General features: G+C 68.9%; 15 protein-coding genes. 4 read left to right on the forward strand and 11 right to left on the reverse strand.

Going from position 1 to position 14,919, the window contains the following annotated elements:
* Positions 1-2: 2 nt before the first annotated feature.
* On the reverse strand, positions 3-1,400 hold the full coding sequence (locus tag JOE30_RS12535; protein WP_307806159.1) for an 8-oxoguanine deaminase: 1,398 nt from the start codon (positions 1,398-1,400) through the stop codon (positions 3-5).
* A 113-nt stretch (positions 1,401-1,513) separates the two neighbouring features.
* Here JOE30_RS12535 and JOE30_RS12540 point away from each other — a divergent pair, with 113 nt between their 5' ends.
* A complete protein-coding gene (locus JOE30_RS12540; RefSeq protein WP_204867019.1) occupies positions 1,514-3,067 on the forward strand; it encodes a PucR family transcriptional regulator ligand-binding domain-containing protein in 1,554 nt (517 codons plus the stop codon).
* On the opposite strand, the gene pucL is transcribed toward JOE30_RS12540, so the two are convergent.
* From pucL to JOE30_RS12560, 4 genes are read right to left on the reverse strand one after another with little or no spacing between them, the layout of a single operon-like run.
* Positions 3,049-3,969 (reverse strand): factor-independent urate hydroxylase, encoded by a 921-nt coding sequence (pucL, locus tag JOE30_RS12545; protein ID WP_204867021.1) that lies wholly within the window; start codon positions 3,967-3,969, stop codon positions 3,049-3,051. The two genes, JOE30_RS12540 and pucL, sit on opposite strands and share 19 nt — an antisense overlap.
* Positions 3,970-3,973: 4 nt before the next feature.
* A complete protein-coding gene (uraH, locus tag JOE30_RS12550) occupies positions 3,974-4,297 on the reverse strand; it encodes a hydroxyisourate hydrolase (protein WP_204867022.1) in 324 nt (107 codons plus the stop codon).
* Positions 4,294-4,803: a 2-oxo-4-hydroxy-4-carboxy-5-ureidoimidazoline decarboxylase gene (uraD, locus tag JOE30_RS12555; RefSeq protein WP_204870332.1), complete on the reverse strand. Its 510-nt coding sequence runs from the start codon at positions 4,801-4,803 to the stop codon at positions 4,294-4,296. Before uraD ends, uraH begins: the two co-directional genes overlap by 4 nt.
* Before the next feature lie 31 nt (positions 4,804-4,834).
* Positions 4,835-6,739, reverse strand: coding sequence for a solute carrier family 23 protein (locus JOE30_RS12560; RefSeq protein WP_204867024.1), 1,905 nt, complete (start codon positions 6,737-6,739; stop codon positions 4,835-4,837).
* A gap of 198 nt (positions 6,740-6,937) precedes the next feature.
* Between JOE30_RS12560 and JOE30_RS12565 the strand changes: the two genes are divergently transcribed.
* The 3 genes from JOE30_RS12565 to JOE30_RS12575 all read left to right on the forward strand — a co-directional run bounded on the left by JOE30_RS12565 (position 6,938) and on the right by JOE30_RS12575 (position 8,959).
* Positions 6,938-7,582 (forward strand): pyridoxamine 5'-phosphate oxidase family protein, encoded by a 645-nt coding sequence (locus tag JOE30_RS12565; RefSeq protein WP_204867026.1) that lies wholly within the window; start codon positions 6,938-6,940, stop codon positions 7,580-7,582.
* A gap of 287 nt (positions 7,583-7,869) precedes the next feature.
* Positions 7,870-8,466 carry an NTP transferase domain-containing protein gene (locus JOE30_RS12570; RefSeq protein WP_204867027.1) on the forward strand — a complete coding sequence of 199 codons (597 nt, stop codon included), beginning with the start codon at positions 7,870-7,872 and terminating at the stop codon, positions 8,464-8,466.
* Positions 8,447-8,959 (forward strand): bifunctional 2-polyprenyl-6-hydroxyphenol methylase/3-demethylubiquinol 3-O-methyltransferase UbiG, encoded by a 513-nt coding sequence (locus JOE30_RS12575; RefSeq protein ID WP_204867028.1) that lies wholly within the window; start codon positions 8,447-8,449, stop codon positions 8,957-8,959. The genes JOE30_RS12570 and JOE30_RS12575 overlap by 20 nt, the downstream gene beginning before the upstream one ends.
* Here JOE30_RS12575 and JOE30_RS12580 read toward each other — a convergent pair.
* From JOE30_RS12580 to JOE30_RS12605, 6 genes are all read right to left on the reverse strand, one after another.
* The gene (locus tag JOE30_RS12580) at positions 8,953-9,657 is read right to left on the reverse strand and encodes a haloacid dehalogenase type II (RefSeq protein WP_307806160.1); all 705 of its coding nucleotides are present in this window, start codon (positions 9,655-9,657) and stop codon (positions 8,953-8,955) included. The genes JOE30_RS12575 and JOE30_RS12580 overlap by 7 nt on opposite strands.
* On the reverse strand, positions 9,654-10,070 hold the full coding sequence (locus JOE30_RS12585; protein WP_204867030.1) for a DUF1707 domain-containing protein: 417 nt from the start codon (positions 10,068-10,070) through the stop codon (positions 9,654-9,656). Before JOE30_RS12585 ends, JOE30_RS12580 begins: the two co-directional genes overlap by 4 nt.
* A gap of 36 nt (positions 10,071-10,106) precedes the next feature.
* On the reverse strand, positions 10,107-11,900 hold the full coding sequence (locus tag JOE30_RS12590) for an acetyl/propionyl/methylcrotonyl-CoA carboxylase subunit alpha (protein WP_204867032.1): 1,794 nt from the start codon (positions 11,898-11,900) through the stop codon (positions 10,107-10,109).
* Between the two features lie 89 nt (positions 11,901-11,989).
* Positions 11,990-13,447: a condensation domain-containing protein gene (locus JOE30_RS12595; RefSeq protein ID WP_204867034.1), complete on the reverse strand. Its 1,458-nt coding sequence runs from the start codon at positions 13,445-13,447 to the stop codon at positions 11,990-11,992.
* A gap of 102 nt (positions 13,448-13,549) precedes the next feature.
* Positions 13,550-13,969: a SufE family protein gene (locus JOE30_RS12600; protein WP_037186768.1), complete on the reverse strand. Its 420-nt coding sequence runs from the start codon at positions 13,967-13,969 to the stop codon at positions 13,550-13,552.
* A complete protein-coding gene (locus tag JOE30_RS12605; protein WP_204867036.1) occupies positions 13,966-14,856 on the reverse strand; it encodes a sulfurtransferase in 891 nt (296 codons plus the stop codon). Before JOE30_RS12605 ends, JOE30_RS12600 begins: the two co-directional genes overlap by 4 nt.
* Positions 14,857-14,919: the final 63 nt, after the last annotated feature.

The raw sequence follows: 14,919 nt of genomic DNA on the forward strand, positions 1-14,919 counted from the left end.
GATCACCGCCCGGCCTTCGTGAGCAGCGCCGTGTGCGCCGCCGCCACGTCGCGGGCCACCGTCTCCTCGTCGACGGTGACCACCACCCCGTTCTCGACCACCACCCGCCCGTGCACGAGGAGCCGTTCGAGGGGCGGCCGGTCGCCCAGGACCAGCGCGGCGACGGGATCGGTGATGCCGGCGTGGGCGGCGCCGTCGATGCGCCACAGCGCCAGATCGGCGAGCTTCCCCACCTCCAGCGAGCCGATCTCGTTCTCGCGCCCGAGGACTCGGGCACCGCCGAGAGTCGCGAGGTCCAGACTTTCGCGCACGGTCATGGCGCGGGGGCCGCCGCGCGCCCGTGCGAACAGCGCCGCGTGGTGCGCCTCCTCGAGCATGCTGCAGGACTCGTTGCTGGCGGCGCCGTCGACACCGAGCCCCAGGGGCACCCGCGCGTCGATCAGATCGCGCGCTCGGGCGATGCCGGCGCCCAGTCGCGCGTTGGACGTGGGGCAGTGGGCCGCCCCGGTTCCGGTGGCCGCCATGGTCGCGATCGCGGCGTCGTCGAGATGCACGGCGTGCGCGTACCAGACGTCGTCGCCGACCCAGCCGACCGATTCCATGTACTGCACCGGCGTCATGCCGAAGTTGCTGCGGCAGAACTCCTCCTCGTCCAAGGTCTCGGCGAGGTGTGTGTGCAACCGGACGCCGAGCTCGCGCGCCAGCTTCGCCGACTCGCGGAGGAGGTCGGCGGTGACGGAGAACGGCGAGCACGGTGCGAGAGCGATTCGTAGCATCGATCCGAAGGACGGGTCGTGCCAGCGGTCGACCGCGGCGCTGCTCGCGGCCAGGATCGCATCGAGCGATTCCACGACGCTGTCCGGCGGCAGGCCACCTTGACTGTGTCCCAGGTCCATCGATCCGCGCGTCGGGTGGAACCGCAGACCGACCGTCCTCGCGGCGTCGATCTCGGCGCCCAACACGTCGCCGCCGTCGTGGGGGAAGACGTAGAGATGGTCGGTCGTGGTGGTGCACCCGGTCGCGGCCAACCGGGCGAGTCCACCGGTCGCCGCGACGCGGACCGAGTCGGCGTCGATGCCGGCCCACACGGGATACAACGTCGTCAACCACTCGAAGAGCGTCGAGTCGGCTGCCAGACCACGGGTGATCCACTGATAGAGATGGTGGTGCGTGTTCACCAGGCCGGGAGTCAGGACACAACCGCGGCCGTCGATGACGGTGATCTCCGGACCCTCGGGAAGTGGCGGCGGTGTCCCGTCGCCGAGCGCCGCGATGAGCCCGTCCTCGATCAGGACCCAGCCCGCCGCCCACTCGGAACGGGCGGGATCCACGGTGATCACGTGGGCGCCCGTGATGAGTATGCGGTCCGGCACGTCGTACTCCTGTCCTCGCTGTGTCACCGAGTCAACACCGTGTCGGCCACCCGCGCAGGGCGCGCGCCGACGAAACGTGGCCGAAACGAGCGCCGCCTACTGTCGGATCCTCCAACGACGATGCGGGCAGGTGAACGGGTGTGCTGATCCAGGACGTGCTCGACGTACCGGAACTCGCGCTGCGGCGCCTCGTCGGGACCGACGACCAACTCGGTCGGACCGTGCGGTGGGCCTTCGCGACCGATCTGCCGGACCCGTCGCGGTACATCGTGGGCGGCGAGCTGGTCGTCACCGGCATGGTGTGGCGCCGCGCGCCGGAGGACAGCGATGCCTTCGTGGCGTCGGTCGTCGCGGCGGGTGCGGTGGCGCTCGCGGCGGGCGACGAAGTGTTCGGCTCCGTTCCCGACGACGTGGTGCGTGCGTGCGAGAAGTACTCGCTACCGCTGCTGGCGGTGCCGTCGGCGGTCGCGTTCGCGGACGTCATCGACGCCGTCACCAGCCGGGTGACCGGTGATCGGGTGGCGCGGCTCTCCGCCAGTCTGGCCCGCCAGCACCGACTGCTCACCGCGGTCACCGACGGACGCGCGCTCGCCGATCTCACACACGAGACGGCGCGCGACACCGGCGTGACCTGCCGGATCATCACCGCGGTGGGCCGGCCCGTGGTGTCCGCCGAGCCGCTGACCACGGAGGTGGTGGACGCTCTCGTCCGCACTGCGGCGCAGGGTCTTCCGTGCCGCGTGGTCACCGAGAACACGGTGCGATCCGTACTGCCCGTCGGGTCGAGTTTCGGTCACCGCGCGACCGCGTGGTACCTCGTCGTGGACGGTGACCACGAGCGCATGGACGGGCAGGTTCTCGATGCGCTCGGTCAGCTGGCGAGCATCGCGGCCCTCGATCGCGTGCGCGTCGACGACGGCGCGCGGGTGCTGCGCACCATGGCCGACCGCGCGGCCGAGCTCCTCGTCGACGGATCCGGAGAGCAGGCACTGGAACGCATTCGACAGATCGGCGTCGACGTGACAGGAGACGTCGTCGCGCTGGCCGCCACCGCGGACATGCCGGTCGAGGTCCTGGCCGCGGTGCTCACCGACGCGGTGCGGGACTCGGTCGACGGTGTGGTGAGTGTGGGAATCACCGGCGGGGACCTCGTGATCGGCGTCGTCGGGTTGCCTCCCGGTCGCACGTCCACCAGCACGGCCGCCGATCTCGCCCGGGCACTGCGTCGCCTCGAGGACACCGTGACCGGACAGATCGCCGTGGGCGTGGGTACGGCGGTGGAGGCCGCGGCCCTCGTCGGATGTATGCGGTCGGCACAGCATGCGCGTGAGGTGGCGGCGGCATCGGCCGACCGCATCGCAGTGCGGACCAGCGCGGACACCGGATCGGCCGCCGTCCTGCTCTCGGTGGTCCCGGACGGACTGCGCGCCGCCTACGCCCGGCGGGTGCTCGGCGCGGTACTCGACCACGACCACCGCACCGACGCCGGACTGCTGGACACGCTGCGGGCGTACCTGCACCACGACGGTTCCTGGAGTCGCACTGCGGATGCACTCCACGTGCACGTCAACACGGTGCGGTACCGCATCGGACGGGTGGAGGCGCTGACGGACCGAGATCTGGGGACGACGGAGGACCGCACCGATGTCTTCGTCGCGTTGGCCGTGCTCGGGCCTCAGCCGACGACGCTGTAGGTCCGCCAGGCGGACCCTGCGCCCGGGGCGTCCTCGCGCTCGACGGTCGCCTGGATGAGCCCGTACGGACGGTCGTCCGCGTGGAAGACCTCGCCGTTGTTCTCGACGCCGAAGCGGTCGAGGTCGTACAGGAAGTGATGCTTGTTCGGTGCACTCATCCGGATCTCAGCGATGAACGGGAATGCCTCCAGCGCAGCGCGTCCCATCGCGAAGAGTGTCTGCTGCAACGCGAGCGACTGGAGTGTGGCGAACTGCTCGATCATCACCGCCTTGACGCCGGCGTACACCTCGTCCCACGCCACGTCGGTGGTGGTGTAGCGCCACCGGGCCTCGAGCGAGGTGGCCATGACGCGATCATGAGTCGGGGCGAGCACGGTGTAGGAGTCCTCGAGGAAACCGGCGAACTCGGAACCCGTCGACTTCAGGATGATCAGATCCTTGAAACCCGCGGTGACCCAGGTCTTCTGCTCCGCCCCGGTGTCGGCCACGGTGACCGAGGCGACCCGCGTCTCCTGGCCCTTGCGCACCCAGGTGTGATCGTGGGGGCGGCCGTCGACGGTGACGCGCTCCCACTCGTACTCCTCGAGTTCGATCCGAGCCTCCGTCACCGGCTCGACGTCGTCGACGAAATGTCGTGCCAGATCGAGACCGTACGACTCGAGATGCAGCAGGCCCTTCTCCTTCGCGTACGCGTACGCGGTCTGCTTCTGCGTGTCCGTCGGCAGGACGGCGCCCTGGTCACCGACCAGATGGGCGGCGGAGAAATCACCCCGCAGTGCCGACGACACGGAGATGTCCCGGATCTCGTGGCGGGCGGTGTCGCGATAGATGCGCACCACTCGGTTCTCGGCTTTGCCGTACTGGTTTGCTCCCAGGACGATGTTTCCGGTCAGGTCGGTCATGGCGTCAGCTTCCTCGATAGGTGGAGTACGCGAACGGAGACAGCAGCAGCGGAACATGATGGTGCGCATCGACATCGAGGACGGTGAAGGTGATGGACACCTCGGGGTAGAAGGTCTGCGTCCCGGACTGCTCGAAGTACGCGGCGGTGTCGAACACCAGTGTGTAGACACCGGCCACCGCGTCGTCCGGCAGCAGTTCCTTGGCGCGGCCCTCCTCGTCGGTGATGCCGGTGGTGACCACGTCGCCGTGCTCGTCGACCACCGCCAGACCCACTCCCGTCGCCGGTGTTCCGCGCACCGCGTCGAGGACGTGGGTGCTCACACTCACTGGTCGGTCCGCTCGGTCAGCATGCGGGTCAACCTGATTCGATTGATCTTCGCCAGTTCGGTTCTCATCACGCGCCTCTCCGTCTCCGGATCGTTGTCGAGCCTCTCGGTGAGGATAGCGAGAAGCTCCGTCGCCGGTCGGCCGGTCGCACACACCAGGTAGACGTGGCCGAACTTCTCCTCGTAGGTCCGGTTCCCCGCCGCGAGCGCGTCCTTGACACCCTGGTCCGCCTCGTTCACCGCGGCCTGCTCGCGCTGCGACGACGAGCCGGCGGTCACCGAGGCACCGATACGCGGATGACCGTCGAGTGCGCGGTCGATCTCCGTCTCGGACAGTTCCTCCAACTCGCTGTCGGCGCGTTCCAGGAGGGCGTCGGCGCTGTCGAAGGGGCGACCGGCGGCCACCCGGCGCGCCCAGATGGACGACGAGCAGCACTCGAACAAGGCGTGCATCGCGGCGCGATCGGACAGCCGATTGAATCCGTCGAGCCCGAGTGCTTCGTGCAGGAACACGGGGCGTTCCCTTCTGTGGTGAGGATCAGGACAGGTCGTTCAGTCTGCCGAAGCGCGCCGCGGCGATGGGATTCGCATCGGCGACCAGGTCGTCGAACCGATGGTTCGCGATCTTCGCGACCTCGATCATGGCGAACGACCGCTCCGCACCCGGGGAGTTCTCCATCCGTGACCACCCGTTGGCCAGCACACGGTCGTAGTGCTCGGTCTCGGCTGCGCAGATGACGAGGGGGAAGCCGAAGTGATCGCGGTAGGCGGTGGCCAGGTCGACCACCGAGCGGTGCTCCTCGTCGCCGAGGTGGGCGAGCGAGACGTGATCCTTGGCGAACGCCTCACCCGTGTCGTCCTCGCTGCCCAGATCGGGGAAGGCACTGATCAGCTCGACCTGTTCCTCCGTGGTGCCTGCGAGCAGGGAATCCTGGAACGCCTCCCGCAGCGCGTGGGCATCCGCGTAGGGACGCTGCTCGTACGCGCGACGCACCACCCAGTCCGATCCCTGCACCACGTCGCCGAATGTCGTCGAGAACTCGTCGAGGCTCATCTCGTTGACGGCGTCGAGGGTGATCGAGTCGCCGGGGGAGCCCGCCACCGTCGCCCCGCGCGAGCCACCCACGTGGAAGAACAGGATGTTGAGGACGATCGCGGTGAACGCACCCAGCACGATGCCGCTCGAGAACAGCAGCTCGAGCCAGCTCGGGACACCCTCCGAGACGGTCGGCTGAATGGTGACCAGCAGGGCGAGGCCGAGACTGGTCGCAACAATGATGAGGTTGCGGTGATCGGTGAAGTCCACCTTCGACAGGGTCTGGATGCCCACGACCGCCACGGTGGCGAAGAGCGCCAACGCGGCGCCGCCCAGGACGGGCGACGGAATGGACGCGACCACCGCCGCCGTCTTCGGCAGCAGGCCCAGGACGATCATGATGACACCGGCGGCGGCGACCACCCACCGGCTGCGTACGCGCGTCAGCCGCACCAGGCCCACGTTCTCCGAGAAGGCCGTGTACGGGAACGAGTTGAAGGAACCGCCGATGACCGTGGCCACGCCGTCGGCACGCAGGGTGGCGGCGATGTCGTCCTTCGTGATCCGCTTGCCGACGATCTCGCCCGTCGCGAAGACGCTGCCCGTCGACTCGACCGCCGTGATCATCAGGACCACGATCATCGAGATGATGGCAATGACACTGAACTTGGGCGCACCGAACAGGAACGGCTGGGTGAACCCGACCCACGAGGCCTCGGAGACACCGTCGAACGTCATGTCGCCCAACACGTACGCGGTGGCGCTGCCGATGACGAGTCCCAGCAGCACGGCGATGGTGGCGGTGAAGCCGCGGAAGAATCGCTGGATCAGCACGATGATCACCAGCGTGCCGATCGCGTAGGCCATCCAGCGACCGTTCGTCGGATCCTGTTCGTGCGTCGCAGGATTGGTGACGGCATCGTTGACGGCCACCGGCAGCAGCGCGATACCGATGATGGCAATCACAGTCCCTGTCACCACCGGTGGGAAGAACCTCAGCAGCCTGCTGAACCAGGGGGCGATGAGAAACGTGAACAGGCCCGCCACGATGACGGCGCCGTACACGTACAGCAGGCCCTCAGTTCCGCCGCCGTTCGCCATCGCGATCGCGATGACCGGGCTGACACCGGCGAAGGTGACGCCCTGCAGGAGCGGCAGCTTCACACCGATCTTCCGGAAGCCGACCGCCTGGATGATCGAGGCGATGCCGCACGTGAAGAGGTCGGCGTTGATCAGGTGGATCAACTGCTCGTTGGTGAGGCCGATGGCCCCACCGATGATGATCGGGACCAGCACCGCCCCGGCGTAGAAGGCGACGACGTGCTGGAACCCGTAGGCCGCCAGCTTGTGGGCGGGGAGAACCTCGTCGACGGGGTGACGCCGCGTGACGGCGGAGCGAACAGTCATGAGTGGACCTGGTTCCAGGCGAGGGCCGAAAGGGCCTGAGGCGGTGCCCTGCGACGGTGCAGGGCGGCGAGTGACCGGAGTGCGGTGCGATCAGACTCCGCCATGCGGGGCCACCCCGCCAGTCGAGACCGCACAAAGTCGGGTCACCGGTTCGCGCTGGTCATTGGGTGATCCGCCAAGCGTGGTGAAGAGTGAGGGGTGATGAGCAACCACTATCACCACCTGGTGTTCGGACCCTCGGCGCTGGCGCGGCAGCGCGCGAAGGGCAGCTACACGGCCTACGGTGCGCAGACGGAACGCGGCGACGATGGTCCCGACGAACTCGACGGCCGGGAGAAGGTGATCATCCGCGCCGCGGACCAGTTCTACCTGTCGACGGTCACCGAGACCGGATGGCCCTACGTCCAGTACCGCAGCGGGCCGGCCGGGTTCCTGCGGGTGCTCGACGACCACACACTCGCGTTCGCCGATTTCGCCGGGAACAACCAGTACGTGACGGCCGGCAATCTCGACGCGAACGACCGCGTGGCGCTGATCGTCGTGGACTACCCGCGTCGCCAGCGCGTGAAGATCTACGGCCGCGCGACGGTGGTCGAGGGGAGCGCGGACCCGGCGTTGCTCGAGCGACTCCGGCAGGTGCCCGGCGGCACCGTCGAGTCGCGGTGCGAGCGCAGCGTCGTGATCTCCGTCGAGGCGATCGACTGGAACTGCACCCGCAGCATCATCCCGCGCTACGACCAGGACTACGTGCGCCGGATGGGGGCGCTGTACGAGCGCGACGCCGCGGCGCGGGAGAAGGTGCTGCTCGACCGCATCGCCGAGCTCGAGGCGCGGCTGGAGTAGGCGTGGCGCGGGGTGTTCCACTCGCGGGCGCTGGGGGCGGGTTCCGGCGCGTGGGTACGAAAAGTGGGTCGTGGCGCCCGGGAGGTGGAGTTTCTGCTCCTCTCGGCGGCGGATTCGGCGGGATCCCGCGCCATTTCGCGTCGAGCGGAGCGTCACGTGCACGGGGTGTTCCACTCGCGGGCGCTGGGGGCGGGTTCCCGCTCGTGGGTGCGGAAAGTGGGACGTGGCGCCCGGGAGGTGCTCGACGCGCACTGGCGCCGGGGTCGCCACCCGTGCAGGGTGGTCGCATGACGACGATCGGCGTGGTGCTCGCGGCGGGTGCAGGTACCCGGTACGGCGCCCCCAAGATCCTGGCGCACGACGGGCTCTGGCTGGACCTGGCGGTGCGGGCGCTGCGTGATGGCGGGTGCGACGAGGTGCTGGTCGTCGTGGGTGCCGCGGTGCCGGAGATGCCTCCCGGCGCGCACGCCGTGGTGAACGACGAGTGGCGCACCGGCATGGGCAGCTCGGTGCGGGCGGGCCTGCAGGCATGTGAGACGACCGACGCCGACCTGGCGGTGCTGCACCTGGTGGACACCCCCGATATCGGCGGCGACGTGGTCGGACGCGTCGTCGAGGCGTCGCTCTCCACGGGTCTGGCTCGAGCGACGTTCGATGGCCGGCCCGGACACCCCGTCGTTCTCGCGCGGCACTGGTGGCCGCAGGCGGCCGGCGCCGCGGACGGAGACCGGGGAGCGCGGGCATTTCTGGCCGACAATCCCGACGTCGTCCTCGTCGACTGCAGCGATCTGGCGACCGGCCGCGACCACGACCACCGCAGCGACGGTTACGAAATGCCCGCGGTGGGCACACGAACCCATGCCGATGAGTTCGACAGAGGGTAAGAGCTGGATCCGTGACCGAGTGACCGCGCTGGGGGCCGACAGCCCGGTGACCGTGCTCGATATCGGGCCGGGGGTGGGAACGTACGCCAAACTGCTTGCCGGGCCTGCGGTCTCGTACATCACGGGCGTCGAGATCTGGCAGCCGTACGTCGACACGTACCGACTGCACGACTATTACGACGAGATCGTCATCGGTGATGCACGCAAGGTCGACCTACCGTCTGCGGACGTGGTGATCATCGGTGACGTCGCCGAGCACATGACCGAGGCGGACGCACTCGCTCTGTGGGAGAAGTGCTCTGCTGCGGCGCGCCGCGCGGTGTACCTCTCCATTCCGATCGTCCATTACCCCCAGCACGAGATCGAGGGCAATCCGCACGAGATCCATGTCGACGAGGACTGGAACCACGAGCGCGTGCTGTCCACCTTCGCCGGGCTCGGCGAGTGGGAGACGGGTTCCGAAGTGGGCGTGTACGAGCGGATCATTCACTGACGCAGTAGGACTCCGAGTTCGAGTAGATCGTCGACGACGTAGTTCCAGTCATCGGTCGGCTCGGACGACGACTGTTCCGGGCCGTGTTCACGAGGTCGCCTGACAAAGGCGGTCCGCAGTCCGCACCCACGCGCAGCGGCGAGGTCGTCGTTGTGTGTGGCGACCATCAGGCACTGGTCCGGTGACAGGTCGAGGACCGCCGCGGTGCGGAGGTAGGACTCGGGTGTCGGCTTGTACGCCCGCACCACCTCGGCCCCGAGGATCGCGTCCCACGGCAGGCCGGCATTCTTCGCCATGTCGAGCAGCAGCGAGATGTTGCCGTTCGACAGCGGTGCCACGATGACGGATTCCCGGATCGCCGAGATGCCGGCCACCGAGTCGGGCCACGGTGGAAGCCTGTGCCACGCACGGTTGAGCTCCTCGGCCGCATCGGTGGGCAACGCGTACTCGTCCAGAAGTTCCAGCAGACTTTCCCGATGCAGGACGTCGAGTGCGGTGAACTCGCGCCGACCCTCCCTGATCGGCTGCATCGACGGCTGATACTTCGCCCGCCACCTGTCCGCGAACTCTCCGGTATCGATGTCGGTCCGGTCCGGCGCATGGTCGTCGAGCCAGGTCCGGGTGGACGACGCGATGCCGCCGCGCCAGTCGACGACCGTTCCGAAGACGTCGAAGAGTGCTGCGCGGATCGCCGTCACGAGTCGTCCTTGCGGCCCGCATACAGGATCGCACCGGCGGCGGGGACGGCCAGGAACCACAGCCATGACCCGGTGACGAAGAAGAGCACGAGCGCCGCGAGCGGCATGATGCCCATCGCCACGGCTCGATAGTCCAGTCCACCGCTCACCGCGGGTACGTGTCCCGACGACGCGATCGCCGGGCTCGAGTCGGCTGACGTCGGCTGGTCGGAGTGCAGCATCGCGGATCCACCCGGGAGGTCGCGGAACAGCGGAACCAGTTCACCGCGGGTCACCGCTGCCGATACGGCAGCCGACCGTTCGTCGAACTCCGAGGAACCCAACCGTCCTGCAGCGAAATGCTCGCTCAGCAACGAGAAAGCCCGCTCCCGTTCGGCGGTTCCGATTCTCTCGTCAGGACTGTCGTCAGCCATGAGAGGAGCGTAACGGGGGCGGGCTGTCTCGGTGGATCACTTCAGTTCTGCGAGGACCGTTCCCTGGGTGATGGCGGAGCCGGGCTCGACGGCGAGTCCGGTGACGACGCCGTCCTTGTGGGCGGTGACGGGGTTCTCCATCTTCATCGCCTCGAGGACGGCGATGAGGTCGCCGGCGACGACTTCCTGGCCCTCGGTCACGGCGACCTTGACGACGGTGCCCTGCATGGGTGCGGTGACGGCGTCACCCGACGCGGCAGCGCTGCCGGCGCCGCCGCGGGTGCGGGCCTTGGGCTTGCGGCGGATGACGTTGCCACCGGCAGCGGGGTTGCCGCCGAGGGAGAACTGGCCGGGCAGGGACACCTCGACACGGCGGCCGCCGACCTCCACCACCACGTTCTGGCGGGGTCCGTTCTCGTCGTCCTCGATGGGGGCGCCGGCGGTGAACGGTTCGACGGTGTTGTCCCACTCGGTCTCGATCCACCGGGTATGGACGTCGAAGGACTGACCGTCGCCGATGAAGGCGGGGTCGGAGACGACGGCGCGGTGGAACGGGATGACGGTGGCGAGGCCTTCGACCTTGAATTCGGCGAGGGCGCGGCGGGAGCGGGCGAGGGCTTCCTCGCGGGTGGCGCCGGTGACGATGAGCTTGGCGAGCATGGAGTCGAACTGGCCGCCGATGACGGAGCCGGACTCGACACCGGAGTCGACGCGCACGCCGGGGCCCTCGGGGGCGATGAAGGTGGTGACCGGTCCGGGGGCGGGGAGGAAGCCGCGGCCGGCGTCCTCGCCGTTGATGCGGAACTCGAAGGAGTGTCCGCGTGGGGTGGGGTCCTCGGTGATGGAGAGTGCGTCGCCATTGGCGATGCGGAACTGCTGCAGGACGAGGTCGATGCCGGAGGTCTCCTCGGTGACGGGATGTTCGACCTGCAGGCGGGTGTTGACCTCGAGGAAGGAGACGAGTCCGTCCTGGCCGACGAGGTATTCGACGGTGCCGGCGCCGTAGTAGCCGGCTTCCTTGCAGATGGCTTTGGCGGAGGCGTGGATCTCGGCGCGCTGGTCGTCGGTGAGGAACGGTGCGGGGGCTTCCTCGACGAGCTTCTGGAAGCGGCGCTGCAGGGAGCAGTCGCGGGTGCCGGCGACGACGACGTTGCCGTGCTGGTCGGCGATGACCTGCGCTTCGACGTGGCGGGGCTTGTCGAGGTAGCGCTCGACGAAGCACTCGCCGCGGCCGAAGGCGGAGACGGCTTCGCGGGTGGCGGAGTCGAAGAGCTCGGGGATCTCCTCGCGGGTGCGGGCGACCTTCATGCCGCGTCCGCCGCCTCCGAAGGCGGCCTTGATGGCGATGGGGAGGCCGTGCTCGTCGGCGAAGGCGAGGATCTCGTCCGCATCCTTGACGGGCTCGGACGTGCCGGGCACGGAGGGAGCCTTCGCGCGGGTGGCGATGTGGCGGGCGGTGACCTTGTCGCCGAGGTCGCGGATGGACTGCGGGGACGGTCCGATCCAGATCAGGCCGGCGTCGAGGACGGCCTGTGCGAAGTCGGCGTTCTCGGAGAGGAAGCCGTAGCCGGGGTGGATCGCGTCGGCGCCGGACTTGGCGGCGGCGTCGATGATCTTGTCGATCGCGAGGTAGGACTCGGCGGAGGTCTGGCCGCCGAGGGCGAAGGCCTCGTCCGCGAGGCGGACGAAGGGGGCGTCGGCGTCGGGTTCGGCGTAGACCGCGACGGAGGTGTAGCCGGCGTCGGCCGCTGCGCGGATCACACGTACCGCTATCTCACCGCGGTTCGCGACGAGAACCTTGCTGATGCGGGCAGTGGCGTGGCTGGGCACGAAGCCTCCTGTGAGGTCGGGTGGGCCGTCGCGTGGTGTCGCTCCGGCGGACGAGCACGGGCCTTCGCCCGCGCCATCGGTTGGTCATCCTAGTTTCGGAGTGTAGGGGTGAGGTCACTCCGGGCCCGCACGAGGTGTGTCCCGGTGGTCACGACGTCGCTGAGGACGGTCCGCAGTTCCGCCACGAATCGATGGACGGCAGCCGTGGCGACCTCGCTGCTGGGGAAGCGAGCCGAGATGTTGACGCCCTGCGGAGTGCGATGCACCCACAGGTACACGTCGTGGTCGTACTTCCTGCTCCGCAGTGCGCGCGCGTTGACGTCGGGCCACGTCCGCGCGTCGGGTGCGAAGCGCACGTCCATGAAGGAGACGACGAAACGCGGGGTGTCGTGCAGGTCGATGGCCTCGGCGACGAGATCGAGGGGGACGCGTGAGATCGGACGGGTGCGTGCGATCTCGGCTCCGGCGCGCACGACGACTGCGTCGAACGACTCGCCGTCCTCGACGTCGAACGCGAGGGGAGCCACGCCGACGAACCAGCCGAGGGACGCGGCCCACGACGGGTCGTGACGGGTGTGCATCGGAGTGACCGTGCGGAAGCGCCCCGCACCGGACACGGCAGCCGCCGCGGCGCCCATGGATGCCATGAGGCCGGCGGAGAAGCCCGGACCGGCTCGGCGGCACGCCACGGTGAACACGTCCGCCTCCTCGGGCGAGAGGATCCACGCGGACAGCCCGGCCTGCGGGATCGGTACCTCCGGGACGGGTCCGATGTCGAGCGGGAAGGACGGGAATCGTCCCCCGTCCTCGCCGAGGAAAGTCGCCCATTCCACGGCAGCGTCGTGCGTCCGGTCGACGCCGCTGCAGAGGGTGCGCTCGAGTTCGCCGAAATCGAGGTAGCTGCCGGTGGGGAACAGTCCTGCCGGCGCACCGGTGGTCTCCTGCTCGTAGAGGCGGGTGAGTTCGTGCGCGATGAGCACGATGGACAGCCCGTCGATGATCGAGTGATCGGCGGCGAAGAACACGGTGAAGTGGTCCGGTGCCGCGTCGCCGTCGGCGCGTCCGGTGGGTTCGAGAGTGACGAACGCGTAGGACGGCCACACCAGCGGCGACGTGTACTCGTCGAACAGGTGCTGCAAGTGCTCGTACACCTCACCGGCCTGCGTGCACGCGTCCTGCTGGATGACCCAGATGTCGGTGGTGCCGACCGGGGCGGTCACGCGCGAGAGCACGCCCGTGTCGGGGTCGACGGTGGCGTTGGACCGCATGCCCTCGTGCCGGTCGATCCACGCCAGCACCGCGCGCCGGAATGCGGCGGTGTCGAGCGGGCCCGCGATGTCGAACGCGGTGCCGAGCCACGACTCGCGACCGGCGGACGGCCTGGCCAGGGTGCGACGCAGATGCGCCTCGTGCACGTAGGAGGTGGGCCGATCGTCGGGCAGCCATCCCGCGTCCTCGGGCGTCGACGCGTGCGGGCCGACGCTCGGGATCCACTCGGTGAGGGTGCCTGCCGGAATCGGGTAGTCGACCAGTTCGGTGAACTCCACGATTCGGCTGTCCTTCCACACCGGCGCGGCGCCCCGTACGGACGCCGCTCTCGGTACCTCAGTCTACCGCTGAGAGCGACATTGTCCGAACAAAGCGGCGAGTCAGGACCGCAGGTGCTGTTTGACGCGGCTCAGCATCGCCGACATCCCGCGCAGCCGTAGCGGACTCACGGCCGCCGCGAGTCCCAGCTCGGTGTAGAAGTCGTCCGGGACGTCGAGGATGTCGTCGGCGGGAAGCCCGTCGAGCCCCTGCGCCAGGATCGACGCGAAGCCGCGCGTGGTCGGCGCCTCCGGCGGGGCGCTGAAGTACAGGCGCACCGCCGACCGGTCGGACGAGTCCACCGAGAGGAACAGCGGTGACTGGCACTCCGGGACGGGTTCCATCGCGGCCTGCTCGAGACCAGCGGGCAAGGCCGGCAGCTCCTTGCTGAACTCGAGCAGCATCGTGATCTTGTCCTGACCCTCGACGGCCGCGAAGTCGTCGACGATCTCGGCCAGCGGCGCGGGCAGCGTTCCGCTCACTGCAGGGCTCCGGGCTCCTCGCCGCGCGCGATCGGTGTGCGCACGGCGTTGCCCCACTCGGTCCAGGAACCGTCGTAGTTCCGGACGTTCTCGTAGCCGAGCAGATGCGTCAGCACGAACCACGTGTGCGACGACCGCTCGCCGATGCGGCAGTACGCGATGACGTCGGCGTCGGACGACACGTCCCCGTAGACCTCGTCGAGCTCGGTGCGGGACTTGAACCGGCCGTCGGGTGCGGCGGCCTTCGCCCACGGGATGCTCAGCGCGGTCGGGATGTGACCACCGCGCAGCGCGCCCTCGTCCGGGTAGTCGGGCATGTGGGTGCGCTCGCCGGTGTACTCGGCGGGGGAGCGCACATCGACCAGCGGGCCGGATCCGAGGTGTGCGAGGACGTCGTCCTTGAACGCGCGGATCGCTGCGTCGTCGCGCTCGACGACGGGGTAGCTGCCGGAGACGGAGGTCTCGGGAACGTCGAGCGTGGTGTCCCGGTTCTCCGCCAGCCAGGCGTCGCGACCTCCGTCGAGCAACCGCACGTCCTCGTGACCGAACAGGGTGAAGACCCAGAGGGCGTACGCGGCCCACCAGTTGCTCTTGTCGCCGTAGATGACGACGGTGTCCTCGCGGGAGATTCCCTTGCGGTTCATCAGATCGGCGAACGCTGCGCCGTCGACGTAGTCGCGAGTGACCGGGTCGTTGAGGTCGAGGTGCCAGTCGATCTTGACGGCGCCGGGGATGTGGCCGACGTCGTAGAGCAGGACGTCCTCGTCGGATTCGACGACCTTGAGTCCGGGTGTGCCGATGTTGGCGGAGAGCCACTGCGTCGTGACGAGTCGTTCGGGGTGCGCGAACGACGCGAAGGCGGGGTGGGGATCTGGCGCGACGGACACGTGCGTCTCCTGAGGTTGTCAGACGGGGGGTCGAACTGGTTGTGCGTGACCACACGATCCTAG

The organism is Rhodococcus sp. PvP016 (assembly GCF_017832185.1).
Classification (GTDB): Bacteria; Actinomycetota; Actinomycetes; order Mycobacteriales; family Mycobacteriaceae; genus Rhodococcoides.

What these genes read in the sequence shown, in the direction of transcription:
- pucL (WP_204867021.1), bottom strand. Translation starts at nt 3,969, where the DNA reads ATGACCGACCTGACCGGAAACATCGTCCTGGGAGCAAACCAGTACGGC.
- JOE30_RS12560 (WP_204867024.1), bottom strand. Translation starts at nt 6,739, where the DNA reads ATGACTGTTCGCTCCGCCGTCACGCGGCGTCACCCCGTCGACGAGGTT.
- JOE30_RS12570 (WP_204867027.1), top strand. Translation starts at nt 7,870, where the DNA reads ATGACGACGATCGGCGTGGTGCTCGCGGCGGGTGCAGGTACCCGGTAC.
- JOE30_RS12575 (WP_204867028.1), top strand. Translation starts at nt 8,447, where the DNA reads ATGAGTTCGACAGAGGGTAAGAGCTGGATCCGTGACCGAGTGACCGCG.
- JOE30_RS12585 (WP_204867030.1), bottom strand. Translation starts at nt 10,070, where the DNA reads ATGGCTGACGACAGTCCTGACGAGAGAATCGGAACCGCCGAACGGGAG.